24 protein-coding genes and 1 tRNA gene are annotated in these 23,728 nt (G+C 72.6%); 10 read left to right on the top strand and 15 right to left on the bottom strand.

Features of this window, described 5'->3' with window-relative positions:
* The first annotated feature begins 45 nt into the window (after positions 1-45).
* Positions 46-924 carry an alpha/beta hydrolase gene (locus ABZ234_RS02085; protein ID WP_355010650.1) on the top strand — a complete coding sequence of 293 codons (879 nt, stop codon included), beginning with the start codon at positions 46-48 and terminating at the stop codon, positions 922-924.
* An 88-nt stretch (positions 925-1,012) separates the two neighbouring features.
* Here the strand turns inward: ABZ234_RS02085 and ABZ234_RS02080 are convergent, their stop codons facing one another.
* Together ABZ234_RS02080 and ABZ234_RS02075 are read right to left on the bottom strand one after the other, a co-directional pair.
* Positions 1,013-2,323 carry an MFS transporter gene (locus tag ABZ234_RS02080; RefSeq protein ID WP_355010649.1) on the bottom strand — a complete coding sequence of 437 codons (1,311 nt, stop codon included), beginning with the start codon at positions 2,321-2,323 and terminating at the stop codon, positions 1,013-1,015.
* Between the two features lie 232 nt (positions 2,324-2,555).
* Positions 2,556-4,049 (bottom strand): helix-turn-helix domain-containing protein, encoded by a 1,494-nt coding sequence (locus tag ABZ234_RS02075; protein ID WP_355010648.1) that lies wholly within the window; start codon positions 4,047-4,049, stop codon positions 2,556-2,558.
* 193 nt (positions 4,050-4,242) lie between these two features.
* Between ABZ234_RS02075 and ABZ234_RS02070 the strand changes: the two genes are divergently transcribed.
* Both ABZ234_RS02070 and ABZ234_RS02065 read left to right on the top strand, forming a co-directional pair.
* Positions 4,243-4,509 (top strand): type II toxin-antitoxin system Phd/YefM family antitoxin, encoded by a 267-nt coding sequence (locus tag ABZ234_RS02070; protein WP_355010647.1) that lies wholly within the window; start codon positions 4,243-4,245, stop codon positions 4,507-4,509.
* Complete coding sequence (locus ABZ234_RS02065) at positions 4,506-4,763, top strand: type II toxin-antitoxin system RelE/ParE family toxin (protein ID WP_330160343.1); 258 nt, start codon at positions 4,506-4,508, stop codon at positions 4,761-4,763. Before ABZ234_RS02070 ends, ABZ234_RS02065 begins: the two co-directional genes overlap by 4 nt.
* Positions 4,764-4,788: 25 nt before the next feature.
* Here ABZ234_RS02065 and ABZ234_RS02060 read toward each other — a convergent pair whose 3' ends face one another.
* On the bottom strand, positions 4,789-5,688 hold the full coding sequence (locus ABZ234_RS02060; RefSeq protein WP_355010646.1) for an aminoglycoside phosphotransferase family protein: 900 nt from the start codon (positions 5,686-5,688) through the stop codon (positions 4,789-4,791).
* Between the two features lie 292 nt (positions 5,689-5,980).
* On the opposite strand from ABZ234_RS02060, the gene ABZ234_RS02055 reads away from it, so the two are divergent.
* The gene (locus ABZ234_RS02055) at positions 5,981-6,931 is read left to right on the top strand and encodes an acyl-CoA desaturase (RefSeq protein ID WP_267950554.1); all 951 of its coding nucleotides are present in this window, start codon (positions 5,981-5,983) and stop codon (positions 6,929-6,931) included.
* 4 nt (positions 6,932-6,935) lie between these two features.
* On the opposite strand, the gene ABZ234_RS02050 is transcribed toward ABZ234_RS02055, so the two are convergent.
* The 8 genes from ABZ234_RS02050 to ABZ234_RS02015 all read right to left on the bottom strand — a co-directional run bounded on the left by ABZ234_RS02050 (position 6,936) and on the right by ABZ234_RS02015 (position 14,977).
* Positions 6,936-7,196 carry a DUF2795 domain-containing protein gene (locus ABZ234_RS02050; RefSeq protein ID WP_355010645.1) on the bottom strand — a complete coding sequence of 87 codons (261 nt, stop codon included), beginning with the start codon at positions 7,194-7,196 and terminating at the stop codon, positions 6,936-6,938.
* A gap of 223 nt (positions 7,197-7,419) precedes the next feature.
* Positions 7,420-8,490: an LLM class flavin-dependent oxidoreductase gene (locus ABZ234_RS02045; protein ID WP_267947027.1), complete on the bottom strand. Its 1,071-nt coding sequence runs from the start codon at positions 8,488-8,490 to the stop codon at positions 7,420-7,422.
* A 144-nt stretch (positions 8,491-8,634) separates the two neighbouring features.
* Positions 8,635-9,753 carry an ABC transporter substrate-binding protein gene (locus tag ABZ234_RS02040; protein WP_267947026.1) on the bottom strand — a complete coding sequence of 373 codons (1,119 nt, stop codon included), beginning with the start codon at positions 9,751-9,753 and terminating at the stop codon, positions 8,635-8,637.
* A 23-nt stretch (positions 9,754-9,776) separates the two neighbouring features.
* Positions 9,777-10,610, bottom strand: coding sequence for an ABC transporter permease (locus ABZ234_RS02035; protein ID WP_355010644.1), 834 nt, complete (start codon positions 10,608-10,610; stop codon positions 9,777-9,779).
* A gap of 26 nt (positions 10,611-10,636) precedes the next feature.
* Complete coding sequence (locus ABZ234_RS02030; RefSeq protein ID WP_267947024.1) at positions 10,637-11,440, bottom strand: ABC transporter ATP-binding protein; 804 nt, start codon at positions 11,438-11,440, stop codon at positions 10,637-10,639.
* A 602-nt stretch (positions 11,441-12,042) separates the two neighbouring features.
* Positions 12,043-12,450, bottom strand: coding sequence for a hypothetical protein (locus ABZ234_RS02025; protein ID WP_355010643.1), 408 nt, complete (start codon positions 12,448-12,450; stop codon positions 12,043-12,045).
* Positions 12,451-13,004: 554 nt separating this feature from the next.
* Positions 13,005-14,387 (bottom strand): amidohydrolase family protein, encoded by a 1,383-nt coding sequence (locus tag ABZ234_RS02020; RefSeq protein WP_355010642.1) that lies wholly within the window; start codon positions 14,385-14,387, stop codon positions 13,005-13,007.
* 11 nt (positions 14,388-14,398) lie between these two features.
* Positions 14,399-14,977: a GNAT family N-acetyltransferase gene (locus ABZ234_RS02015; protein WP_355010641.1), complete on the bottom strand. Its 579-nt coding sequence runs from the start codon at positions 14,975-14,977 to the stop codon at positions 14,399-14,401.
* A gap of 69 nt (positions 14,978-15,046) precedes the next feature.
* Here ABZ234_RS02015 and ABZ234_RS02010 point away from each other — a divergent pair, with 69 nt between their 5' ends.
* Positions 15,047-15,667, top strand: a complete 621-nt coding sequence (locus ABZ234_RS02010; protein ID WP_355010640.1) for a TetR family transcriptional regulator — start codon at positions 15,047-15,049, stop codon at positions 15,665-15,667.
* A gap of 56 nt (positions 15,668-15,723) precedes the next feature.
* Here ABZ234_RS02010 and ABZ234_RS02005 read toward each other — a convergent pair whose 3' ends face one another.
* Positions 15,724-16,560, bottom strand: coding sequence for an alpha/beta hydrolase (locus ABZ234_RS02005; RefSeq protein ID WP_355010639.1), 837 nt, complete (start codon positions 16,558-16,560; stop codon positions 15,724-15,726).
* A 241-nt stretch (positions 16,561-16,801) separates the two neighbouring features.
* Here ABZ234_RS02005 and ABZ234_RS02000 point away from each other — a divergent pair, with 241 nt between their 5' ends.
* Positions 16,802-18,328: a serine hydrolase domain-containing protein gene (locus tag ABZ234_RS02000; protein WP_355010638.1), complete on the top strand. Its 1,527-nt coding sequence runs from the start codon at positions 16,802-16,804 to the stop codon at positions 18,326-18,328.
* Positions 18,329-18,771: 443 nt separating this feature from the next.
* Positions 18,772-18,844 (top strand) — tRNA-Lys (locus tag ABZ234_RS01995).
* Between the two features lie 179 nt (positions 18,845-19,023).
* Here ABZ234_RS01995 and ABZ234_RS01990 read toward each other — a convergent pair.
* Complete coding sequence (locus tag ABZ234_RS01990) at positions 19,024-19,821, bottom strand: helix-turn-helix transcriptional regulator (protein ID WP_355010637.1); 798 nt, start codon at positions 19,819-19,821, stop codon at positions 19,024-19,026.
* A 167-nt stretch (positions 19,822-19,988) separates the two neighbouring features.
* Here ABZ234_RS01990 and ABZ234_RS01985 point away from each other — a divergent pair, with 167 nt between their 5' ends.
* A complete protein-coding gene (locus tag ABZ234_RS01985; protein ID WP_355010636.1) occupies positions 19,989-20,324 on the top strand; it encodes a hypothetical protein in 336 nt (111 codons plus the stop codon).
* A 41-nt stretch (positions 20,325-20,365) separates the two neighbouring features.
* Positions 20,366-20,923 (top strand): nuclear transport factor 2 family protein, encoded by a 558-nt coding sequence (locus ABZ234_RS01980; protein ID WP_355010635.1) that lies wholly within the window; start codon positions 20,366-20,368, stop codon positions 20,921-20,923.
* Positions 20,924-20,964: 41 nt separating this feature from the next.
* Here ABZ234_RS01980 and ABZ234_RS01975 read toward each other — a convergent pair whose 3' ends face one another.
* Both ABZ234_RS01975 and ABZ234_RS01970 read right to left on the bottom strand, forming a co-directional pair.
* Positions 20,965-21,759, bottom strand: coding sequence for a methyltransferase domain-containing protein (locus ABZ234_RS01975; RefSeq protein WP_355010634.1), 795 nt, complete (start codon positions 21,757-21,759; stop codon positions 20,965-20,967).
* A gap of 588 nt (positions 21,760-22,347) precedes the next feature.
* Positions 22,348-23,073 carry a hypothetical protein gene (locus tag ABZ234_RS01970; protein WP_355010633.1) on the bottom strand — a complete coding sequence of 242 codons (726 nt, stop codon included), beginning with the start codon at positions 23,071-23,073 and terminating at the stop codon, positions 22,348-22,350.
* A 172-nt stretch (positions 23,074-23,245) separates the two neighbouring features.
* Here ABZ234_RS01970 and ABZ234_RS01965 point away from each other — a divergent pair, with 172 nt between their 5' ends.
* A complete protein-coding gene (locus tag ABZ234_RS01965; RefSeq protein WP_355010632.1) occupies positions 23,246-23,632 on the top strand; it encodes a PPOX class F420-dependent oxidoreductase in 387 nt (128 codons plus the stop codon).
* Positions 23,633-23,728: the final 96 nt, after the last annotated feature.

Below are 23,728 nucleotides of genomic sequence, written 5' to 3'. Positions count from 1 at the left end.
CTGGTCGGCGGTTGCTGTCGCCTATCCGGAAACAACAGGTGTCCGATGTCCGAGTCCAGCCCTCACGGCGCCCACATCTACCGATCCCCCGCCGGCGCCCGCGCGATCCGCGCCTGGTGCGAGCAGCGGATCTCGGGTTGGCCCTCCCTCCGGTCGCTGCCCGAGCTCGCCACCGCACTGGGCCCGACACGGGCCTTCCGGGCGCCGGGGGGCGACGCGACCCCCGTGCTCGTCCTCAGCGGGACCAACTTCAACTCGGCGACGTCCGTGGACACCGCGAGGACCATCGCCCGCGACCGTCCGGTCACCCTCGTCGACCTGCCCGGCCAGCCGGGCCTCAGCGTCGGGGTCCGGCCGAGGTCGGACCGCGCGGCGGCCTACGGCGCGTGGTTCGACGAGGTGCTGCCCCTGCTGACCGCGCGGCCGGTCACCGTGCTCACGCACTCGCTCGGCTCCGCCGTGGCCCTGGCGGCGAAGCCCTCCCCGCTGGTCCACGCCGTGGTGATGGTCGGGCCCGCGGGCCTGACCTCGGCGGCGAAGACGTCCGAGCTGATGCGCGCCACCCTGCCGTGGATGATCGGTCCGCGGGACGACAAGAGCACCCGCCTGCTCAACTTCATGAGCGGTCCCTCCTACGCCGCGTCGGGGACGCACCCCTTCGCCCCGTGGATGACGCTGGTCGGGCGCCACTGCCGCACCAGCCTGGCCCCGGGGCCGCTGCCGCTGGAGTGCCTGCGCCCCTGGGAGAACACCCCGGTCGTGGTGGCCACCGGGTCCGACGACGCCTTCTACTCCCCGGCGCGCCTGCACGGACCGGCCCGGCGCTTCCTGGACGCCGACGTGGTCGTCATGGAGGGCGCGGGCCACCTCGCCATGAACGAGCAGCCCGAGCGGGTCGCGGAGCTGCTGCGGTCGGTGGACTGAGGGCGCGAACGGGCGCCCCGGCCCGACACGGCGGAGGGGCGGCGCCGCGCGGTGCGCGGAACCGCCCCTCCGCCGGTGCGGGGCCGGATCAGACCGCCTCGCCGGCGCGCTCCAGCTCGGCCTTGGAGGCGCGGTGGGCCAGCGACACGGCGACGACGGAGATCAGGGCCGTGAACACCAGGTAGACGGCGATCGGCACCCACGAGTCGTCGAACCGGGACAGGAGCCAGGTCGCGATCAGCGGGGCCGTGCCGCCCGCGAGGGCTGCGCCGATCTGGTAGCCCAGGGTGACGCCCGTGTACCGGACCCGGGTGGAGAAGATCTCCGAGCTCAGGGTGCCGATGGTCGCGGTCACCGGCGCCCAGAACACGCCCAGGCCGATCACGGTGGCCAGGACCAGCATGGCCACGCTGCCGGTGCCCAGCATGAGGAAGTACGGGACGGCGAACAGCGCCAGGAGGACCGCGCCGACCAGGTAGACCTTCTGGCGGCCGAAGGTGTCCGAGAGGCGGCCCGACAGCGGGATGCACACCGTCGCGACGATCGCGCCGACGGTCACGGCGTTGAGCGCGGCCGTGTTGTCGAAGGACAGGGTGCCCGTGGCGTAGCTGACGACGAACGTGCCGAAGATGTAGAACGGCGCGGTCTCCACGACCTTGGCGCCGACGGCGACCAGCACGGCGCGCCAGTGGAAGCGGAAGGTCTCCACGACGGGCAGCTTGGCGACGTTCCCCTCCTCCTTGGCCTTCCGGAAGGACGGGGTCTCGTCGATGCCGGAGCGGATCCACAGGCCCAGGAGCACCAGCAGGACGCTGCCGACGAACGGCACCCGCCACCCCCACGCCTCGAACTGGGCCTCGGGCAGCAGGGACATGAGGGTGAGGGCGAGGCTGGCCAGCAGCATGCCCAGGGTGATGCCCATCTGCGGGACGCTGCCGAAGAAGCCGCGGCGCTCCTTGGGCGCGTACTCGTAGGCGAGCAGCAGGGCGCCGCCCCACTCGCCGCCGATGCCCATGCCCTGGACGATCCGCAGCACGACGAGGAGGACCGGGGCCAGGACGCCGATGCTGTCGTAGGTGGGCAGCAGGCCGATGCCCATCGTCGCGCCGCCCATGAGGGAGAGCGTGATGATCAGGGTCTTCTTGCGGCCGATCCGGTCGCCGATGTGCGAGAAGACCACGCCGCCCAGCGGACGGATGAAGAACGTCAGCGAGAAGGTCAGGTACGACAGCATCAGCGAGACGAGCGGGTCGTCCGACGGGAAGAACAGCTTGTCGAAGACCAGGGCCGCTGCGGTGCCGTAGAGGAAGAAGTCGAACCACTCGATCGTGCTGCCGGTGAGGCTCGCGACGAGGACCTTGGCCCTCGGTGGCCGTGCCTGCGTGGTGTCCGCGCTCATGTCCAGAGCTCCTGCCGGGGTCGGGGATTTCGCGGGCCGACGAGGGGAGGGTCCGCGAGTATGGCCGGGAGCCTAGGTCCGGGTGGCGTGCGCCACCGTTGTCAGAACGGACGACATGGGCGGGGCAGCGGTGTCGGTTCCGACAATCCGGTCCCCGGGGAGCGCCGGAGGGCGGCTCCCGTGACCGGGCGGAGACCGCACGGGAGCCGTACCGCGATGCGCCGCGCCGCGTTCAGGCCCTGAGCGTGATCGCCGCGAGGAGCCGCTGGTCGGCGTCGTCCAGGTCGAGCCCGGTCAGGGCGCAGATCCGCCGGACCCGGTGCCGGAGCGTGTTGGGGTGGACGTGCAGCCTCCCGGCCGCCGCCGTCACGTCGCCGAAGGCGTCCAGGTACGCGGACAGCGAGCGGCGCTGCTCGCCGTCCAGCGCGTCGAGCCGGTCGTCGCGCAGCCGGGGCATGTCGGCGAGGGTGTCGAACAGGTCGCGCAGCACCACGGAGGAGCGGACCTCATCGAACTCGGTCACGCGCCGCTCGGGGCGGTCCGCGACGACGTCGAGGGTCCGGCTGGCGACCTTCTTCAGGGAGGGCACCGCGCGCATCCTCGGGGCGGTCCCCGCCACGGCGGCCTGCACCGGCGTGCCCAGGTTGTCCCGCAGGACCGACACCAGCTCGCCGGCCCACGCGGCCGGGCTCCGGCCGGTGGTCGCGGGGAGCAGGACGTACAGCAGCCCGCAGGCGGGGATGACCAGCGCTTCCCTGCGGTAGGCGGCCGCGTACACGGAGGTGATCTCCGCGGCCTGGTCCAGCCGCCAGGGGAGGTCGGCCTCCGGGCCGCGCAGGGCGAGGGCGACCACCGCGACCGGGGTGGAGGGGTCGGCCCCCAGATGGCGGGCGAGCGCGTCGGTGTCGAAGGCGCCGGTCAGCAGGCCCACGGACAGCTCCTCGGTGTCCCGCCCCGTGCTGCGCGCCCCGCTGTTGGCGCGCATGACGTGCACCGCGGCCAGCCGTGCCGCGCCGTGCAGCACCTGGACGCTGGCGGGTGCGAGCGGGCGGTCGCCGACCTGGACCCATATGGTGCCGAGCGCGCGCTCCCCGGCCCGTACGCCCACGACGAGGCGCCGGGCGGCGCCGAGGTCGGGGCGCTCGGCGACCTCGACGACCTCTCCCGCCCAGAGGCGCTCGTTGACGCCCCACTCGCGCATGTGCGCCAGGAACGACTCGGGGCAGCCCCGGCCGAGGATGGTCTGCCTGCGCAGCTCGTCCGCGCCCTCGTCGGACGCGGAGTAGGCGAGGACCTGTCCCCCGGCGTCCTCGATGCTGACGAGGCCCCCGGTCAGCGTCGCGACCGTCCGCGCGAGCGAGAACAGGTCGCCGTGGCGGGACTCGGTCTCCTCGGCCTCCAGGACGGACCGGGCCAGGACGGCGAACTCCTCGGGGCCGACGGAGGGCTCCACGGAGAGGACGGGCAGGCCGAGGTCCCGGAGGCCGGCGGCGTCGTCCCCGAGGGCGGCCACGGCGCTCGCGCCCCGGAGCCCGGCCCGCGCGGCGGGGGCGGACCCGCCGGCGGGGACGACGACCAGGGACGCGGCGGGCACGGGGACGCCCTCGCCCGCCACGACGACCGTCCGCACGAGCGCGCCGAGCCCCCGGGGAGCGGCGACGAGCCCGTGGACGGCCCCGTCGAGTGCCTCCATCAGCGCTTTGACGGTCAGGCCGGTCTTGCTCACGTTCCGCTCCGGGGGTCGATCCGCACTGGTCGGAACCATTGTGCGCCTTCGGCCGGTATGCCCGCCGACGGGCGGTCAGGGGCGGTCGGGGTCCAGGACCTGGTCGACGGTGTGCGCGCCCACCGCGGCGATCCGAGCGCCCACGCTCCGGAGAGGCATGTGTGCCAACGGTTCCATGTGTACCCTTGGTTCCATGAGTGAGATGCAGGTGGAGTCCATCCGCCAGGTGCGCGACCACATCGCCGACGTCGTCGACCGTGCGGACAGGGAGGACTTGCCCACCGTGATCACCAGACGGGGGCGTGAGGTGGCCGCGGTCGTCCCCATCGACATGTTCCACCGCTACCAGCAGCTGGAGGAGCAGGAGATCATGCGCATGGTCGACGAGCGCATGGCCAACCCCGCCCCCGGCATCCCCATGGAACAGGTGATGGCGGAGATCCTGGAGAGGCCCGAGTGAACTATCGGACCGTCTTCCGACCCGAGGCGCGGGCCGAACTCCGGAAACTGCCCCGCAACGTCGCGATGAGCGTGTTCCGCAAGCTCACCGAACTGGAGACCGACCCGCTGGGATTCGGCAGCACCGCCCTGGTCGGGGCCCCCGAGGTCCGCCGTCTCCGCGTGGGCGACTACCGCGTGGTCTACACGGTGGAGAGGGGCGAGCTGATCGTCTGGGTGGTCCATGTGGGGCACCGCTCCGGCGTCTACGACTGATCCGGACCGCCGTCCCGACGGGCGGTCAGGGGCGGTCGGGGCCCAGGACCTGGTCGATGGTGTGCGCGCCCACCGCGGCCAGGAGCGGGTCCTCGTTCGTGGAGGCGGCCAGGAGCGAGCCGAAGGAGACCGCCCAGGCGCGGGCGCGGTCCCAGGTGGCGGGGTCCACGGGGGAGAGGCGCTCGCGCTCGGCGCGGAACTCCGCGCGCCCGGGGGCGTCGAACATCATCCACGCCGCGGCCAGGTCCGTGGCGGGGTCTCCGGAGGTCAGGTCGCCGAAGTCCAGGACCGCGGCCAGGCCCGGAGCGCCGTCGGCGGGCGCGAGGACGTTGGCGGGGTGCAGGTCGCCGTGGATCCACACGGGCGGGCCCTCCCGGGCCGGGGCCGAGGAGAGTCGCTCCCACAGGCGCAGGAGCTCGTCCGCGCGGGGGACCCGTCCTCCTGTCAGCCGTTCGCGGACCCGCGCGTCGCGGGAGGCCAGGGGGACGCCGCGGACCGGGTTGGCCGGTGCGTCCCCGGGGGCCGGGACGTGCAACCGGGCCGTGAAGGCGGCCAGCGGACCGGCGAGGCGCCCCCGTTCGGCGGAGGGCAGGGAGGCGGCGACACGGCCCTCGAACCACGGGACGACCGACCAGGGCCACGGGTACCCGCGGCCGGGCCGCCCCAGCCGGACGGGCGCGGGGACGGGGAAGCCGACGCGCGCGGCGACCGTGCCGAGCCAGCGCTGCTCGTTGGCGGCCAGGACCGCCGCGCTCCCGCGCCGCGGGAGCCGCACGGCCAGGTCGTCCCCCAGGCGGAGGACCACGTTGTCCCAGCCGTGGGAGCACGGGACCAGGGGCAGGCCGGCCAGGTCCGGGTGCTGGTCCCGGAGCAGGCCGGCGACGAGTCCGGCGGTGACGGCGACCTCGGCGGGGGGAGTGCGCATGGACCCATCATCCACCGGCCCCGGCGGGGCGGGCACCCGGCGAGGGCGCCGCGGCCCGGAGGATGGTAAGCACTTCCGCCGCAGGGCGCAGGGGTGCACGCACCCCGAAAAGTCAGCGTGGCCGTGCCATGGTCCGAGCCGTCCGCTGCGCCTAGTGTTATGCAGAACACATGAGTGATTCGTTCACCTTTGCAGGGGAGAGAGCATGCTCGACGCCGAGGCGACGACCCTAGGCCGACGTCGGGGCAGTGACTTCGCCCAGCTGTCCCGCCGTGTCCAGGAAGCCGGTCTGATGGAGCGGACGCCGGTGTACTTCGCCGTCCGGCTCTCCCTGATCGGGCTGTCCTTCGCCGGCGTGTGGGCGGCCTTCTTCCTCCTCGGCGACTCCTGGTGGCAGATGCTCACCGCCGTCGCCATGGCCGCCGTCTTCGGACAGGTCGGACTGGTCTCCCACGAGCTGGCCCACCTCCAGATCTTCCGCGGGCGCCGCGTCAGCGAGGCGTTCGGCAGGGTCGTGGGCAACCTCGGCATCGGGCTCGGCTACGGGTGGTGGCAGGACAAGCACACCCGGCACCACGCCAACCCCAACCACGAGGAGCTCGACCCCGACGTCCAGCCGGACATCTTCGTGTGGTCCGAGGAGCAGGCCCACGCCGCCAGGGGCGTGCCCGCCTTCCTCGGCCGCCGGCAGGCGTTCCTGTTCTACCCGCTCCTGCTCCTGGAGGGCCTCAACCTGCACGTGGGCAGCGTGCGCGCCCTGTTCCGGCCGAGCACCAAGCAGCGGGTCCTGGAGGGCGTGCTCCTCGCGGGGCACTTCGCGCTCTACCTCGGCGCGGTGTTCACGGTCCTCCAGCCCCTCCAGGCCCTCGCGTTCATCGCGGTCCAGCAGGGGCTGTTCGGGGTCTACCTCGGCTGCATCTTCGCCCCCAACCACAAGGGCATGCCCACGCTGAAGAAGGGCGAGAAGCTCGACTTCCTCCGCAAGCAGGTGCTGACCTCGCGGAACGTGCGGGGCGGCTGGTTCACCGACCTCGCCCTCGGGGGCCTCAACTACCAGATCGAGCACCACCTGTTCCCGAACATGCCCAGCCCGAACCTGCGCCGGGTCCAGCCGCTGGTGCGCGACTACTGCGCGGAAATCGGCATCCCGTACCACGAGACCGGTTTCGTGCGCTCGCACATCGAGGCGCTCACCCACATGCACAGGGCCGGGGCCCCGCTGCGCGCCGCCGCGCGGGCCTGACCGCTCAGGGGCGCTGTCCCCGCTCCCCGCGCTCCCGCGCCCGGGCCGACTCGGTCCGGGCGCGCTCGGTCTCGGGTAGCGGGACCGCCCGCAGGACCTCCCCGGCCTCGTAGAAGTCGGCGGACGGCATCGCGCGCAGGGCGCTCAGGATCTCCTCGTCGCCGCCCTCGTCCAGGGCGCGGGCGACGATCCGGTCCTTGTCCGCCGGGAACTCCATCCGGTCCAGGATCTGCCGCAGCCCGCTGATACCGCGTTTGACGCCCATGTCGGTCCCCCCGGAGAGCGAGAGGGTCCGCCCGCGCCGCGCCCCGGAGGGGGCGGGGCGCGGGCGGACCCGCTGATGCACGTACTGGTGACTACCCGGCGGCGGAGCGCCCCAACCCCGGTGCCCGCCGGCCGCGACCGGCCGGGGAGCCGGGACGGCGCCCCTCCCGGGGCGCCGCGTGTCCCCGCGTGTCCCCGCGGACCGGCGCGGGGCCCGGCGCCGCTCAGCCTTGACGGAGCCGGGGCATGACCTGCTCCCCGAACGCGGCCAGGTCGGCGTGGTAGTCCGGGAAGATGAGCATGAGGCCGTCCAGTTCGGCGTACTCGACCATCTCGCGGATCCGGCCGGCCACCGTCTCCGGCGACCCGGTCACGAACGGGGTCTGGAACGCCTCGTCCTCCGGGCGCTCGGAGGTCAGCGACAGGGCCCTGTCCAGGGGCAGGCCCCAGGAGAGCTTCATGTTGACGATCGCGTCCACGTCCGCGCCCCGGCCGTACCTCAGCCGGCGCTCCTCGGCCGCGGCGTCGGTCTCGTCCATGATGACGGTGAGCATCGAGTAGGTCCGGATGCTCCGGCCCCGCTTGTCGGCCCGCGCCTTCACGTCGAGGCTGGCCTCGCGCAGGCCGGGCAGGTCCTGCGCGGTCAGGAACGAGCCGTCGCAGTGCCGGGCCTGGAAGTCGAGCCCCGTGTCGGAGCGCCCCGCGCTGATGAGCGTGGGCGCGGGGTCGGGGTGCGGCCTGGAGCGGCAGTCGTCGAGCTGGAAGAACTCGCCGTCGTGGGTGACGGAGTCCTCCGTCCACAGGCGTCTGAGGACGGTGGCCCACTCCTCCGTGTACCGGTACCGGTCGGCGTGGCCGAGGTCGTCCCGCCACAGGCCCATCTGCGCGAACTCGTCGGCGTAGGACCCCACGACGATGTTCATCCCGGCCCGCCCCCCGCTCACCTGCTGGAGGGTGGTGTACATCTTCGCGGCCAGGGCCGGGTGGAACAGGTTCGTGTGGACGGTCGCCCACACCTTGACGCGCTCGGTCGCCTCGGCGAGCCCCGACATCATCGTCATGGACTCCAGGGTGCGCCCCCAGTGGTCGGTGGCCCCGTCGTACCCGCGCCACTTGCCCATGGACATGACGAAGTCGAGCCCGTGGGCCTCGGCGAGGATCGCGGCCTTCTTGTTGTACTCGTACGTGGCCTGCGGATGCGGTGCCGTCTCCGACACGATCCAGCCTCCGTTACCGATGGGCAGGAAGATCCCGTACTCGGTGTCGGCGGTCGGGGCGCCGCCTGGTGCTGCCATCCTGTGGGCTCCTAGTTCTCTGGCGGCGCGTCGTCGCGCCGCCGCTTCGGGTTCTGCGTGTGCCGTCCGCGCGGCCGGCGCCGCCCGCCCGGGGGAGGGCGGCGCCGGCGGCTCACCGCGTGCGGCGGGTCCTGCCCGTGCGCGCTACTCGGCGGGCCAGGAGACCTCGGTGGCGACGTGCACGGCCTCCAGGTAGCGCGGGTCGAACAGGGGCTCCAGGTCGGGCAGCTCGTCCAGCTGGCCGTTGTCCACCAGGGTCTCCCCCTCGGCCTCGGTCAGGTTCAGGTCGATGTACCCGGGAGGGGCGTCGTCGGGCGTGGACGAGGTGACCAGCTCGTGCTCGGCGTTCCACACCCGCAGGTTGTGGTCGACGTCGTACCCGGACTCGGCCAGGTCGGCGGCGTACCCGACGCACTCCTCGCCGTTCTCCTGGCAGTACGAGAACGCCTGGGCGATCGCGCGCAGGTAGTCCTCGACCACGGTCGGGTTCTCCTGGGCCCACTCGGGGTGCGTGGCCATCACGCCGAACGAGCCGACGACCCCGTAGTCCTCGGGGAGCCACTCGTTGTACTCCTCGTCCATGTCGGCGAGGAGGAACGGCTCGTTGGACCGGAACCCGGTGAGGGCCTGCACCTGGTCGCGGGGCAGGACGCTGGGGTCGTAGCCGACCTCCACGATCTCGATGGCGTCCATGTCGACGCCGTCGGCGACGAGCATGGCCTCCAGCGGGGCGGGCAGCATGCCCTTGTGCCCCAGGGTGGTGCCCTCCAGGTCGCCGAGCTCCTCGATGCCGGTCCCCGTCAGCAGGGTGGCGATGGGGACGTGCCCGTACGTGGAGATGCCGATGACGTCGTGGCCGGCGTCGTTGGCCTGGAGGACCTCGGCCTCGTTGCCCAGCGACGTGAAGTGCGCCGTACCGGCCGAGACCAGCTGGGAGTTGCCGATCGTGTCGCCGGTGCCGGGCTGGATCTCGACGTCGAGGCAGACGGCGTCGAAGAAGCCGAGGGCGTCGGCGGCGACGGCCTCCAGGATGCTCACGGAGGCCTGGTACTGGTATCCGGTGATGTAGGTGACGGGTCCCGCGGCGCGGTTGGTCTCGCACCGCTCCTCGTCGATCACGGTGGCCACGTCCGCCGGCTCCTCGGTCGCCTCCTCGCCCGCGCAGGCGGTGGTGAGGAGGAGGGCCGAGGTGAGGGCCGCGGCGGCCACGGGGCGTACGCGCCGGATCCGGGGCCGGGGGAGGGAGGCGGGGGGGAGTGCCACGAGGGCTCCTTCGGGTGTGTGCGTCACTGCTGCGACTCGTGCCAGAACAGCAGTCGTCGTTCGAGGACGGTGATGAGTGCGAGCATCAGCACGCCCATGGCGGCCAGACAGGCGATGGCCGCGTAGACGTACTCCAGGCGGGCGGTCGCGGCCGAGGTGCGGATCATCGTGCCGAGTCCGCTGGAGGACCCGGCGGCGACGAACTCCGCGACCACGGCGCCCACGATGGAAAGGGGGAACACCACCCGCAGCGCTGCGAGGGCGTAGGGGAGGCTGCTGGGGACGCGCAGCCGGAGCAGCACCTCCAGGCGGGAGGCGTGCAGGGTCGAGAACACGTGCAGGACGGGCACGGGCACCGACCGCAGCCCGGTCGTCATGTTGATGAGCACCGGGAAGAAGGTGATGATCGCGGTGACGATCACCTTGGGCGCCATGCCGAACCCGAACGCGACCACCAGGGCGGGGGCGAGCGCGACGACGGGGGTCACGTTCAGCACGACGGCCAGCGGCATGATCGCGCGCCGCACCACCGGCACCTCGGACATGACGAGGGACAGGACGAACGCCGTCCCCGCTCCGAAGGACACGCCGAGGAGGGCGATCCGGAGCGTGGACCACGCGTTGCCGAGGAACAGGCCGGGGTCCTCCACCAGGACCGTGCCCACCTCCCGGAGCGGGGGGAGCAGGTAGGGCTGGTCCTCGGCGACCGCCGTCCAGGCGAGGGCGCAGAGCAGCACGGCCACGGTGGCGGGCATCCACAGCCCGATGCCGAACAGGCGGCGGCGTACGCGCGGGGCCGCCCCTCGCGGGCCCTCCTCGCGGTCGGGACGGGGACGGGCGGGGGTCTGGGTGGCCATGGCCGTTCCTCCTCTCGGGGCGGTGCTCACAGGGGGACGAGGTCGTCGGGGGCGGCTCCGGCCTCCCAGGCGGTCTGGAGGGAGGCGCGCACCCTGTCCTCCAGGACGTGCAGGCGGGGCCCGGTCACGACGCCCCGGTCGCGGGGGCGCGGCAGGTCGACGTCCAGCACCTCGTGCACGCGTCCCGGACGGGCGGACATCACCACGACCGTGTCGGAGAGGGTGACCGCCTCGCGGACCGAGTGGGTGACGAACAGGACCGTCGTGGACATGCGCTCCCACAGCCCGAGGAGCTGGAGCTGGAGCGCCTCACGGGTGAACTCGTCCAGCGCGGAGAAGGGCTCGTCCATCAGCAGCAGGTCGGGGCGGATGCCGAAGGCGCGGGCGATGGCGACGCGCTGCCTCATGCCGCCGGAGAGCTCGTGGGGGTACTTGCGGGCGGCGTCCTCCAGGCCCACCATGCGGAGCAGCAGGTCGGGGTCCTCGCTGCCCCGGCCGGCCCGGCGGTTGACGCGGGAGGGCAGGGACACGTTGCGCCGCACGTTCTGCCAGGGGAGCAGGGCCGGGGACTGGGGGACGAGGCCGACGGCCTTGGCGGCGGCCATGCGCTCCGGGGTCGACCCGAACACGGAGACGGTCCCGGTGTCGTGCCGCTCCAGCCCGGCCACCACGCGCAGCAGGGTGGACTTCCCGCACCCGCTGGGGCCGATGAGGCTGACGAAGCGGCCCCGGGGGATCTCCAGGTCGACGTCGTGGAGTGCCGGCCGGAGCGGGTCGGCGCCCTCGTAGGCCTTGGTGAGCCCGCGCACCTCGATCCTGTCGCCGGTCACGCCGCGTCCTCGTGCCGCGGCGTCCGCTCCCCGAGGGGGAGCCGGGGGAGGGGCCCGGTCCCCGAGGGGAGCCGGAGGCGCGGAACCGCTGCGGGCGCTCGCGAGGCGGCGCCGTGCGCGGACGGGTCGGTGGGCGGCGGTGTCATCCCTGCTCCTCGATATGCGTGATCGGATGATCGCACACGGTGGCGCTCCGGTGAATGGGTGTTTCCGGGGCAAAGGGAGGAGCGCCGGTCGGGGGTGCCCGAAAAGGGCTGCGGAGGAGCGGGAACGGCTGTGCGGCACGTGGGGAAAGCGGGGAAAAGGGGACCCGGGCGCCCGGCGGGAATCGGGGACGCGTGCGCCGGCGGCGCGTCGCCGGCGCGGGAAAGGGTCGCGCGCGCATGTGGCGTGCGGCGGCGCGCGGGCGCGCACGCGCGGCGCGCATGCGCGACGGGCGGGACATCCATGAACACCCTCCGGGGATGACTGCCTCCGGACACGGCGAACCAGGGACCGGAGACGTTCGTTGGAGAGCGGGTGGGAGCATGGAATGCGGCGGCCCGCGGGGTTTGACGCGTGGAACGTTAGGGTTAATCGATTAACACGTTATGAAGTGTTCATCACGTACTGATATCGAGTGTGCGGATCCTGTGATGCTCGTCGACCAGGGCGACGGTGATCCGGTAGGAGGCGAACGCGGTGGGGAGCCAGGCCCCCCGCCCGAACAGCCGGGCGAGCGGTTCGCCGATGACCAGGAGGACGTGCGCGTCCGGGAAGTGGTGGTCGCGCAGCCACACGAGCTTGAAGGCGTCGGCGATGACCTTGTTGCGCTGGGTCGACTTGACCGGGCCCTGGAGCGGGGTGAACTGCACCAGGAGGCTCGGGCGGCCCCCGTCGGCGCAGTCGACGCCGATCCTCGTGCCGTCGGGCAGCGTGAACTCGCGGGGGGTGAGTTCGATGCCAAGGTGCGCCGACAGGGCCTCGGCCAGGCCGGGGTCGCCCTGGCGGGCCGGTCGGGTCGAGACCACCGACGACGGACTTCTCGCTGAATACGCCATGGTAGGAAGACTTTAGTGCACAGAAGCCCCATAGTCATCGCGGCGTCGTCGTTCCGGGCGGGTAATCCACGTGCTTCGGAGGGTCCTACCTGGGGCTTTATGGAAGGGATTCGTGTCGCGTCTCACAGGCGTATTATCTCTGCCGGGGAAGGCTCCGCAGGGGGCTCCGGGCAAGGTTTCCCGTAGATTCGCAGGTCGGACGGCACGAGCCGAAATCAGTGGCTTCGGGTGTGCCCGGATGTCAGGTAAAAGGGCTCTGCTATTGCCGTTTCCCATGGTCTTCGGAAAAGGCCAGTTCAGAGCGTGTTCCGGCCCGCGGGAGGAAATGTGGGATCACCGGTTGTCCTCGAAACGAGACCGGGGAATCCCGCTTCGGGCGTCGCGGGGCCCCTCCGGCAGGGGGCGGCGGGGCCCGCGGGGCGGTGCTCCGCGCAGAGGGGGCACGGGAGCCCGGGGCCGCGCGAGGTCCCGGGCGTACCGGGTCCCCGGTACGCCCGGGAACCCGGTCCGCGGGGTCCGGCGGGTCAGGCGACCTGGTCCGCCGCCGCGCGCTCGGCGGTGTCGAGCAGCGCCTGCCGCTCCCCGGGGCCGATGAACCTGCCCGCGACCACGACGGCGTGGATGCGCGTGGTGTTGCGGATGTCGGCCAGGGGGTCGGCGTCCAGCACCACGAGGTCGGCGGCCCTGCCCTCCCGGACCGTGCCCGACCACTGTTCGCGGCCCAGGAAGCGGGCCGTCTCCAGGGTCGCGATCCGGAGGACCCGCGCGGGGCTCAGCCCTGACCGCACCAGCAGTTCCAGCTCGTCGTGCAGGCCGAACCCGGGGAGGACGCCCGGGGTGAGCGGGTCGGTGCCCGCGAGCAGGCGCACCCCGGCCGCGTCCATCGCGACGACGGTCTCCCGGCGCCGCTCGAACAGGTCGCGGCGCAGGGCCCCCTCGGCGGCGCTGCGTCCACGTGTGTAGACCTGTTCCAGCACGTACTTCCACATCTCGCGCATGTACGGCGGCAGGTACCGCAGGCGGGGGTCCTCCAGTCCGGCCCGCTCCGGCAGGTCCACCTTCTCGTGCATCACCAGCGTGGGGCACAGGGCCACGTCGTTGGCGGCCAGCCGTCCGAACACCGAGGCCGCCGCCGCGGAGTCGTAGGAGTTGACGGACTCCCACTCCACCTCGTTGATCTGCCGGAACCAGCTGGAGTAGTAGGTGTCGGGTTCGAGGGAGATCCGCGCCATCGACGCCTCCATCTCCGCCGCGTCCCGGGAGAGTGCGGGCCACAGGCCGTGGACGTGCTCGAAGGAGCGCTGGCCCAGTTCGACCTGTTCCACGAAGGGCACCAGGTCCGAGCGGTGGCCGACGACGGGGATGTCCTGGCGCCGGGCCTCCTCCATCAGGGCGAGGTAGGACTCGCGGTCCAGCCGGGAGTAGACCTTCACGAAGTCCGCCCCGGCGTCGCGGGTCTCGCCGACGGCGCGGCGGGCGTCCTGGGCGCCCTTGACGACGGTGGGCGCCGCGGGGCCCGGGATGTCCTCCCAGAGGGAGGGGGAGCCGTCCACCAGGTTGCCGCCGACGACCCAGCGGGGGCCCGACATCGTTCCGGCCCCGATGCGCCGCCGCCAGTCGTGGACCCGGGGGCCGCCCCACATCTCGCGCACGGTGGTGACGCCGTTCGCGAGGTAGAGCGCGGGGATGATCCGCTCGTCCTCGATGTCGCTGTGGACGTGCATGTCCGCCAGGCCCGGGATGAGGTACTTCCCGGTGAGGTCGACCACCGACGCGGTCTCCGGTACGGGGACCTCCGCGGTGCGTCCGACCGCGGTGATGACGCCGTCCTCGACGAGGACGGTGCGGTCCGGGGCGGACGGGCCGCCGGTGGAGTCGATCACGGTCACATGGGTGTACGCCTGCACGGGTCTTCTCCTCATGGGTTGGGCTCGCGCCACATCGGGTGGACGGTGGGTCCGTCGGGAAGGGTGACCGGGTCGCCCAGCGGGGTGAACCCGTGCCGGGCGTAGAGGGCCGTGCTCCGCTCGGTGCTGGCCTCCAGGTAGGCGGGGAGGCCGGCGCCGTCGAGGCGGTGGCCCAACAGGGCAGAGCCCAGTCCCCGGCCCCGGGCGCGTGGCAGCACGCAGATCGTCGAGAGGTACAGGTGGGGGACGGTCGGGTGCCGGTCCTCCATGGTCCGCCCGAGCAGGGCGATCCGCGGCACGTGGGGCGCGTACGCCGCGGGGAGCGCCCGGAGGCTCTCCTCGCCCGGGGATCGGGCGGGGCCCGAGCGGTGGGACCAGAGGGCGAGGGCGCTCCCGGTCCCGTCGACCAGCACACGGTCGGTCGCGAGCGCGGTGGCGACGAACTCGCGCATCAGGGCGGGGAGGAGTGCGCGGCGCTCCTCGGCGTCGGGGATCATCCAGGCCATAACGGGGTCGGAGTCCATCGCCTCGGCGATGACGGCGGCCGCCCGCTCCTCGTCGGAGGGAGGGAGTTCGCGGATCTCGATCATGGAGCGATCATACGTATGTATATGACGTTTGTACAATACGCTTGTATATAAAGAGGTTAGAGTGGGTGCATGGGACACAAGGAGCAGTTGCTGGAAGGCGCCAAGCAGTGCCTGTACACGAAGGGCTACGCCCGCACGACCTCGCGCGACATCGTGGCCGCCTCGGGGGCGAACCTGGCGTCGATCGGCTACCACTACGGGTCCAAGGAGGTCCTGCTGACCACCGCGATGATCGCCGTCGTGGGGGAGTGGTCGGACCGCGTGCTCGCGGTGCTCTCCGCCGCCGACGGCGGTTCCGCGCCGGTCGACAGGTTCGAGGAGACGATGAACCGGCTCGTGCGCTCCCTGGGCGACGTCCGCACGATGGTGGCCGCGAACTTCGAGGTGCTGGCCCAGCTCGACCGCATGCCCGAACTCCGCGACCAGCTCGCCGGGGCCCACCGGCTCGCACGCCGGGGGCTGGCCGCCGTCGTGCTCGGCGTGCCGGTGGAACAGGTGACGGACGAGCAGGAGGACACGGTCGGCTCGCTCATGCTGACGCTGGTGCCCGGCGTGATGGCGCAGAGCCTGGTCTCACCCGGCGAGACGCCGGACGGGACGCGGCTCGCCGCCGCGATCCGGGCGCTGCTGCCGCAGGCGCCCGGATCGGCGGGGGAGGCGGAGGGCGACACGGTCCCGGGCCGCGCCTGAACCCGGACCGCCTCCCTCCGCTCCCGGGGACGGGCCCCGGCCCGGCCCCCGGCGGGTCATCGGCCGCCGAAGAACTCCGCCAGCACGGGCGCGAGCCGCTTCGGCGCCGTCATCACCGAGCCGTGGTTCAGACCCGGCAGCACGCGGTGCTCGGCGGCGTCGAGCACCCCCGCCAGCTCCTCCGCGGCCCTGTGGAACCCGGCCGGGCTCCTGCCGCCCGTCAGCACCAGTGTCCGCGCGTCGGTCGACCACGCGTCCGCGTCCAGCGGCTCCCCCCGCTGGGTGTCGCCCATGACCGCGATGTCGTAGGGCAGGGTGTGCGCCATCGCCGTCAGGGTCGCCCACTGCTTGGGCATCAGCCGCATCAGCCCCACCACGAACCCGGGCATGCCCTGCGCCCCGGTCATGAACTCCCGCACCGCGTCCGGGCGCCGTCCCTCGGAGAGCAGGGCGTCGATGCGCGACGGGAAGCCCGGCGGTGGGCCGAAGCCGCCCGGTTCCACCGAGAACGGCGGCTCGTAGAGGGCGAGCCGGTCGACGCCCGCCCCGGCGACGGCGGCCCGGAGCGCGAGAACCGCCCCGGACGAGCTGCCGAACACCGACGCCGAGCCGCCGACGTGCGCGATCAGCGCCGCGATGTCCTCGATCTCGCGCTCCACGGCGTAGGCCTTCGCGTTGCCGCTCGCGCCCCGGCCGCGCCGGTCGTAGTTGACCACGGTGAACCGCTGGGCGAGCAGGCGGGCGAGCCCGCGGGTGTCTCCGCGGTCGGCCAGGGCCGAGGAGACCAGGACCACCGGTCTCCCCTCGCCGAGGCGCTCGAAGGCGATCCGCGTCCCGTCCGCCGAGACGACCGCGGAGTCCGCCGCGGTTCCGTTCTTGCTGTTCGAGCCCATGTGTCCTGCTCCGATCCGGGTGCTGCTCCGTCGTGTCCGACCGTGTGACGGCGGTCCGCCGGAAAAGGAATCGGTCCGGCGGCGGCCGGTCCGGCCCTTCGGCGCGGGCGCTCGTCCTCGGGCGCGCCTCCCGGCCTCCGGGGCCTGACAGGGCCGACACCCGGCCGGCCTTGTTAACCGTATGTATATACGGTTATTGTCGTACGCCCATACGGTTATCAAGGCACCCGTGGAGACCCCCATGAACCGCCGTCCCGCCCGCCCCGCCCCGCGATGGGCCGCCGCCCTCTGCGCGGCACTGCTCCTCGCCCCGGTCGGCGCCCCCGCCGCGGCCGCCGCACGGGATCCCGCCGACCCCTACGCCGCGATCGACGACTACGTGCAGAGGCGCATGGAGGCGACCGGCACACCCGGGCTGTCCTACGCGGTGGTCGGACCCGACGGGCCCCTCCACCGGGCGGCGTGGGGAACCGACGGCGACGGGGCCCCCGTCACGGCCGGGACGCCGTTCCTGTGGGGGTCCGTGGCCAAGCCGGTCACCGCGACCGCCGTCCTCGCGCTGGCCGAGGACGGCGCACTCGGACTGGACGACCCGGTCGCCGACCACCTGCCGGAATTCCGGTTCGGAGGGGCGCACGCCCCGCAGACCACCGTCCGCCACCTGCTCGCCCAGACCTCGGGCCTGCCGCCCTCGTCGGCCTTCGCGGTCTCCGACTGCCGGGGGGACTGCCCGCGGCCCGCCGACCGCCTCCCGGCGCTGGACCGGATCCGGCCCCTCGCGCCCCCCGGCGGCGAGTACGCCTACACCAGCGCCAACTACCTGGTCCTCGCCGCCGTGGTCGAGTCCGTCACCGGCGTCCCCTTCTCCGACCACGTCCGCGACGCCGTGCTCGAACCGGCGGGTGCGGACGGTGCGATCACCGACCCCGCCTCGGCCCGCGACCGCGCCCTGGCCCCGGGGCACCTCCCGCTCTGGGGCGCCACCGCGCCGGTCGCGGCCGGACTCGACCCCCACGGGGCGGCGTACGGCTACCTCGGCGGCGACCTCGACGACCTCGCGGCGCTCGCCTCCCTCTACCTCCGGGGCGGAGGGGACGTCCTGTCGGCGGACTCCTTCGGGGAGATGAGCCGCGAGCAGGCCACGGACGACGGGGCGGGGACGGGCTACGGCCTGGGGTGGCGCGTCGGCGGACTCGACGCCCCGCTGGACGGGGCCGTGTGGCACAGCGGGGCCGCACCCGGCTACTCGGCCGTGCTGCTCCTGCTCCCCGAGCGCGGCCTCGCCCTCGTCATGCAGCAGAACTCCCACGGGCTCCTGCACGACGCGGCGAGCACGGACGTCCTGTTCGGGGCCTCCGCCATGCTCGCGGGCGCCCCGGAGCCGGAAGGCGGCCCGTCCCGCACCGCCTACCTGCTCGCCGTCGCAGCCGCCACCGGTCTGGCCGTGTGGCTGACGGCGACGGCCGCCGGGGCGTGTGCGGCACTGCGCCGACCGCGTGCCCCGGCCGCTCCGCCCACCAGGACGGCCACCGCGTTCCGGGTCGTCCCGGGGCTGCTCCCCGTCGGAGCCGGGGCCGTCCTCCTCGCGGTGACGGGGGTCGACGGGGCTCTCGCGTGGGCGCCCGACGTCGCCCTCTCCCTCGCCGTCGCCGCGGCGGCCGGCGTCGCCTCGGCCGTGCTCCGCACGTGGGCCGACGTCCGAGCGCGGCGGGCCGCGCCGGCGCGGGACCGGGCCGGGGCCGCACCCGCGCAGGCGTCGCGGTCCTGAGGCAGAAGAAGGGGCGTCACCGCTCTCCCGCCGAGAGACCGGTGACGCCCCCGCGTGTCCGTCGTGGTCTTCCCCAACCACGATTAGAACGCATGTACGAATCTATCAGCTGCCGGTGCCGAGCGCGAGATCCGCCGCGCGGAGCCGCCGGTGGCGCGGTGCCGAGATGGGCGCCGTGCCGGCCGAGCCGTGCGCCGAGCCCCCGGGCGCGTGAGGGCCGTCCGCGGTCCCCCCGGGCTCCGGGGCCGGGTCTCCCAGGCTCTGGGCTCGCGTCCGGGGGAGCCCGGCGGGCGGCTGCCGGGCCTGTCCGCGGCGGCGGGCCCCGCGTGTCGGCACGGTGATCAGGCGCGTTGCGCGCGGGGTTCCATCGGCAGCACGAAGGGCCTGCTGCTGGGGTAGAGTTGCCTCTGGCGACGGGCGGCAGCATGCCCGGGAGTCGCCGAGGGCCTCTAGCTCAATTGGCAGAGCAACGGACTTTTAATCCGTGGGTTCAGGGTTCGAGCCCCTGGGGGCCTACCCAAGAAAACCCAGGTCAGAGGCCATCTCAAGGTCTCGGTCCTGGGTTTTTCCCGTTCCCGGGGCCGCCGCCCGCCGGAGCCCGCTCCTGTGCCTCCGCCGTGCCGTCACCTCGCGGGCGTGCCCGCTCCACCCTCCGGCTCCACCCCGTGGCCGGGTCCGCCGTCCGGTACGGACGGCTACTCGTCCTCCTGCGGCGTGTAGAGCATGATCCAGTGGTCCCGCTCGGGGTCGTGCAGCACTTCGATGTCGAAGCGGGCCCACCCCTGGGTCGGGTGGTGCATCCGCTTGACCGCCGACCTCGAAGCGCCGACCTCGCCCTCCTCCCAGTGGTCGCGGAAGCTCTGGCTGGTCGCGGTGAGCTCGGCGAGCAGGGACCGCAGGTAGGCGTCGTCGGGGTACCGGCTCAGCGCGATCCGGAGCTCGGCGGCCGCGGCCCGCAGGAAGCGCTCCGAACCCTCGCCTCCGAGCAGGCGCGCCAGGGTGTCGGTCGTGAAGGCCTGGTAGGCGATGTTGCGCTCGAACGGGCCGTCGCCGAACGAGGTCCCGAGCAGCTCCTGCGCGGCCTTGTTGCGGGCCAGCAGGTCCAGGCGCCCGTCGTGCACGGTGACCGGCATCGTCTCGTCCAGGCCCCGCAGCAGGCGCAGCAGCCCGGGGCGGATGACCGAGGCGGGGGAGGCCGGCTCGGGCGGGGCCTCACCGCCCAGCCGGAAGAGGTGGGCGCGTTCGGCGTCCGAGAGACCGAACGCCTGTGCCAGGGAGGCGAGGATCTCGCGCGAGGGGCGGGGCGCCCTGCCCTGCTCCAGGCGTGTGTAGTACTCCACCGAGATCCCCGCCAGGTCGGAGACCTCCTGACGGCGGAGCCCCGGAACCCGTCGGCGGGAGGTCCGCACGCCGCCCCGCGGGTCCGCGGGGCTCATCGCGGCCCTGCGGCGCCTCAGGTACGCCCCGAACTCGGTTCGATCGCTGCTCGGCATGCCCCCTATTGTCCCCGCCCCGTGTCGGCGGGCGAGCCTGGTCCTGCCGATACCACCCTCGGCTCGGCCTTCCTGCCCCGCCCGTCCTCCCGGATCATCGAAAACGAACCGGGATCACCAGGACCGCCCCCCGCATGCGGCGGACCGCCCGGGGCCGAGGAGAGGGCATGACCAGTACAGCGTGGACCTTCACGATCCCCCGGAGTCGCGTCCAGGAGTTCCGAGACCTCCTCTCCGACCTGAACAGGGACCACCTGCCCGGCCTGGACACCCGGGCCCGAGAGGTCGGCTACCACCGGGAGCGGATGTGGCTCCAGCCGAGGGAGGACGGCGGCGCGGAGTTCATCGTCTACCTCGAGTTCGACGAAGGCGTCGACCTGGCCGCCTTCTCCGAACGGCTCCTGGCCTACGAATCCGAGTTCACGCGGTGGTGGACGCCCCGCTTCGCCTCCTTCGGAATCCCCACGTCGTTCGGTGAGCCCCTGCTGTCCTGGGACGCCTGAACCGGACCCCCGCACACACCCGCACAAAGATCGGAAACCTCATGGACGACCAGAGAACGACTTCCGCCACCCACACCGGGCTCGACGCGGCCCAGGAGTTCATCCGCGCCGTCGAGGCCAAGGACATCGACGCCGTGGCCCGGACCCTGGCCGACGACGCACGGCAGCTGTTCATGCACGCCCGGGGCGCCACGACCCCCCAGGGCGTCGCCGACATCGTCGCGGGCCGCAAGCGGGGCATCTGCGTCGCCGACGTCAAGGGCAGGAACGAGGTCCTCGCGTACACGGGCGCGCTTTTCGACAAGTTCTCCCCGCTGCGCTGGCGCGACCACAGGTGGATCGTCTCGCCCGACGGCGGCGAGCTCTTCTTCCACGGCGTCGGAGACATGGTCGTGGCGCGCACGGGACGGCCCTACCGCAACACCTATGTGACGCGGTTCGACGTCCGGGACGGCCGGATCGTTCTCATGGCCGAGTACGGGAACGCGCTGATGTACGCCGGTTTGGGTGTGCGCCCGAACGGGGCCGAGTTCCGGGCCCTGCTGCGCGCGGTCGGACGCATGCTCTCGCCGCGGCTCTCCGCCCGCTCGGGCCGGTGACCCTCCCGCCGCGTGCGGGCGGCCCCTGTGCGCGCGGGGTCTCACCCGAGGACGTCCGCAGACCGATCGGCGGGGTCGGCGGGCGACGGCGGCGCCTCGACGACGAAGAACAGGAAGCCGATCTGCGTGGACAGGGCGTGGAAGTCGTCGGGGAACAGCTCACGGGCGGCCGGGTCGGGCTGCGGCTCGCTGATGACGGAGAGGCGGAAGCCGGCGGCGGTGAAGGCGTCGGTCATCGCGTGCAGCGGTCGGCGCCAGAACTTCAGCGTGACGGTCCGCCCGCTGAACGAGAACTCGTCGGAATAGCTGGTGGTCGCGGAATAGTCGGGTCGGGGGTCCTGGATCGCGTAGTCCACGAACGGGTGCTGCACCGAGGCGATCAGCCGGCCGCCCGGCCTGAGCACGCGCCGCATCTCGGCCAGCGTCGGCCCCCAGTCCTCCAGGTAGTGCAGCACCAGCGACGCGACCACGTCGTCGAACGCGCCGTCGTCGAACGGCAGGGGGTCGCCCAGGTCCGCCACGCGCAGGTCCACGCCGTCCCCGAGCCGCCGCCTGGCCAGCGCCAGCATCCCGGCGCTGGCGTCGACGCCGGTGACGACGGCGCCGCGTTCGCGAAGGGCGGCCGACAGGGGACCCGCGCCGCAGCCGGCGTCCAGGATCCGGCGGCCGGCCACGTCCCCGGCGAGGGCCAGCATCGCCGGCCGCTCGTAGTAGGCGTTCTGGATGTTGTTCTCGTTCTCCGCCGCGTACGCCTCGGCGAAGCCGTCGTAGTCGTTCGTCCGGCCCGGAGCATCGGGCCGGGCGGGGGTCTCGGGGGTGCCGGTTCCTCGGTCCATGGCCAGAGCCTAGATGAGTAATTCCAAGGGGTGTGTGGTCTGAGCACGAGGTGAGGGAGCCCATGGTCGAGTTGTGACGCAAGACCTGAACTCCCTCGTCCAAGCACTCTACGACACCCCCCAACGGCTCCTGAAACACCGCCCGGACCTGGCCCCCGGCGTCCCGCCATCGGATTCCGCCCCCGCCTGTCCGACGCCGGCCTGGTCACCCTCGCGCTCATGCAGGCCATGCCCGGACACACCGACGAAACCCGATGGCCGCGCTACGCCCGCACCCACCTCGCGGAGCGCTTCCCCTGCCTGCCCCAACAGAGCGGATACAACAAGCGCCTACGCGAAGCAGCCGGACCGAGCGGCGCTCCCCCGCCCCGCCAGCAGGCGTGGATGAGACAAGGCCCTGTTTCCTGACTCTTCTCGAAAACGCTCTGAGTCTTCTGTGCCATCACGGCCTGCTGAACCGTTTCCGGGTATTGCGTGAACTCATGTCCGACGAACGCGCGGAGATCATCGAATGATCCGGCCTGCGGCCTGTCCCGGGCCCACGGCGAGCGTCACGGAAAGGCCGCAGCGCACTCCCGAAACACCTGTTCACGACCACCGTTCGAATTCGGCGTCGAGGCGTGTTTCAGTGCGCACCCAGACTTCGCCGTCGGCCGCCTCGGCCGGGGCGTCGACTCGCTCGAGGCCGAGAAATTCGATCAGCTTGAGCAGTTCGGCTCGCTCGGCTCGATCATCGTCGACACCATGTGAATCGAAGAAGACGTAGTAACGGTTGCTCGGGTCCACGATGCCCGAATCCGCCCAGATGCGGGCAACTTCTTCGATTGCAGCGGCTTCGGTTGTGATCATGGCGGCGCGGGTGGCACCACGGGTCTCCGGTGACGCGTCGAGGTCGGCGAGGTCCGGGAACCACTGTCCGAAGTGGTCGAGGCCGGAATGTCCGTTCTCGAAGAACAGCATGGCGCTCGGCAGGTAGCGATTGCCCCTGTCGACCTTGAGGTATTCGATCTGAGGCGCGTCCGCACCTTCGATCCGGGCGATCATGCCTCTGTCGGGCATGAGAAGCAGCCTTTGGACCGCCGGTTCGTCTTCGATGGTGTAAGTGTCGGAATCTCGACCACGGAAGAACTCGGAGAATGCCACGTAGGCCTCTTGGGGGTCTCCCACGGAAACGTAGTGGTCGTTACCGTCGCCAACACCGAAAATGAACTGCTTCGGTCCTGGTTCGTAAGAGCGAGCCATGTTGTCTCCTTGGTTCAGGCGTGATGCCTCCATCAGCGTAGTCGAATCCGAACAGGCGGACTTGTCGGTCATCACCGATGAGTCCCGGACGACCGGGAGCGTGTTCGAAGGGGCGGGAAACAGGGTCTTGGCCCGTCCGGGCCTGCCGGGCACCGGATGGGCGCGTCGCCGCGCGCGGGACGGGCACTGTTGGTGTACTCGGACAGTCGGAAGACCGGCCGAGGATCGACGACCAAGGAGCGGCATGGCGTTCTCTGAGAAGCAGCAGGCGGTTCTGCGCAAGCCCGCGTTCGGGCACGTGGCCACACTCGGCCCCGAGGGGCAGCCCCAGTCGAGCCCGGTGTGGATCGACTGGGACGGCGAGTTCCTGAGGTTCAGCCAGACCACCACCCGGCAGAAGCTGCACAACCTCCGGCGCGACGGGCGGATCGCGGTGTCGGCCACCGACCCCGACGACCCCTACATGTACGTGGAGGTCCGCGGCGAGGTGGAGCGGATCGAGGAGGACACGGACAAGGCCTTCATCAACGAGATGTCCCAGAAGTACATGGGCACCCCGTACCCCTGGGACGACCCCTCCGAGAAACGTGTCATTGTCTACGTCCGGCCCGAACGCTTCGTGGGCCGGTAGGGCGGTCGGCAGGCCACGGGCGCGGCCCCGCTCCGGCGGGGTCGCGCGCTCCCCGTCGCGGGCGGCGTCCGCGCCGCCACGGAGCACACTCGTTGA

It is taken from the genome of Nocardiopsis sp. NPDC006198, from assembly GCF_040613895.1.
Classification (GTDB): domain Bacteria; phylum Actinomycetota; class Actinomycetes; order Streptosporangiales; family Streptosporangiaceae; genus Nocardiopsis; species Nocardiopsis tropica.
Note: the sequence above shows the minus strand (reverse complement) of the source record. Positions and strands in the feature narration are given on the sequence as shown.

Coding starts and splice junctions, on each gene's coding strand:
- ABZ234_RS02085 (WP_355010650.1), top strand. CDS start 46: ATGTCCGAGTCCAGCCCTCACGGCGCCCACATCTACCGATCCCCCGCC.
- ABZ234_RS02080 (WP_355010649.1), bottom strand. CDS start 2,323: ATGAGCGCGGACACCACGCAGGCACGGCCACCGAGGGCCAAGGTCCTC.
- ABZ234_RS02070 (WP_355010647.1), top strand. CDS start 4,243: ATGAGTGAGATGCAGGTGGAGTCCATCCGCCAGGTGCGCGACCACATC.
- ABZ234_RS02060 (WP_355010646.1), bottom strand. CDS start 5,688: ATGCGCACTCCCCCCGCCGAGGTCGCCGTCACCGCCGGACTCGTCGCC.
- ABZ234_RS02055 (WP_267950554.1), top strand. CDS start 5,981: ATGGAGCGGACGCCGGTGTACTTCGCCGTCCGGCTCTCCCTGATCGGG.
- ABZ234_RS02050 (WP_355010645.1), bottom strand. CDS start 7,196: ATGGGCGTCAAACGCGGTATCAGCGGGCTGCGGCAGATCCTGGACCGG.
- ABZ234_RS02045 (WP_267947027.1), bottom strand. CDS start 8,490: ATGGCAGCACCAGGCGGCGCCCCGACCGCCGACACCGAGTACGGGATC.
- ABZ234_RS02035 (WP_355010644.1), bottom strand. CDS start 10,610: ATGGCCACCCAGACCCCCGCCCGTCCCCGTCCCGACCGCGAGGAGGGC.
- ABZ234_RS02015 (WP_355010641.1), bottom strand. CDS start 14,977: ATGATCGAGATCCGCGAACTCCCTCCCTCCGACGAGGAGCGGGCGGCC.
- ABZ234_RS02010 (WP_355010640.1), top strand. CDS start 15,047: ATGGGACACAAGGAGCAGTTGCTGGAAGGCGCCAAGCAGTGCCTGTAC.
- ABZ234_RS02005 (WP_355010639.1), bottom strand. CDS start 16,560: ATGGGCTCGAACAGCAAGAACGGAACCGCGGCGGACTCCGCGGTCGTC.
- ABZ234_RS02000 (WP_355010638.1), top strand. CDS start 16,802: ATGAACCGCCGTCCCGCCCGCCCCGCCCCGCGATGGGCCGCCGCCCTC.
- ABZ234_RS01990 (WP_355010637.1), bottom strand. CDS start 19,821: ATGCCGAGCAGCGATCGAACCGAGTTCGGGGCGTACCTGAGGCGCCGC.
- ABZ234_RS01985 (WP_355010636.1), top strand. CDS start 19,989: ATGACCAGTACAGCGTGGACCTTCACGATCCCCCGGAGTCGCGTCCAG.
- ABZ234_RS01980 (WP_355010635.1), top strand. CDS start 20,366: ATGGACGACCAGAGAACGACTTCCGCCACCCACACCGGGCTCGACGCG.
- ABZ234_RS01975 (WP_355010634.1), bottom strand. CDS start 21,759: ATGGACCGAGGAACCGGCACCCCCGAGACCCCCGCCCGGCCCGATGCT.
- ABZ234_RS01970 (WP_355010633.1), bottom strand. CDS start 23,073: ATGACCGACAAGTCCGCCTGTTCGGATTCGACTACGCTGATGGAGGCA.
- ABZ234_RS01965 (WP_355010632.1), top strand. CDS start 23,246: ATGGCGTTCTCTGAGAAGCAGCAGGCGGTTCTGCGCAAGCCCGCGTTC.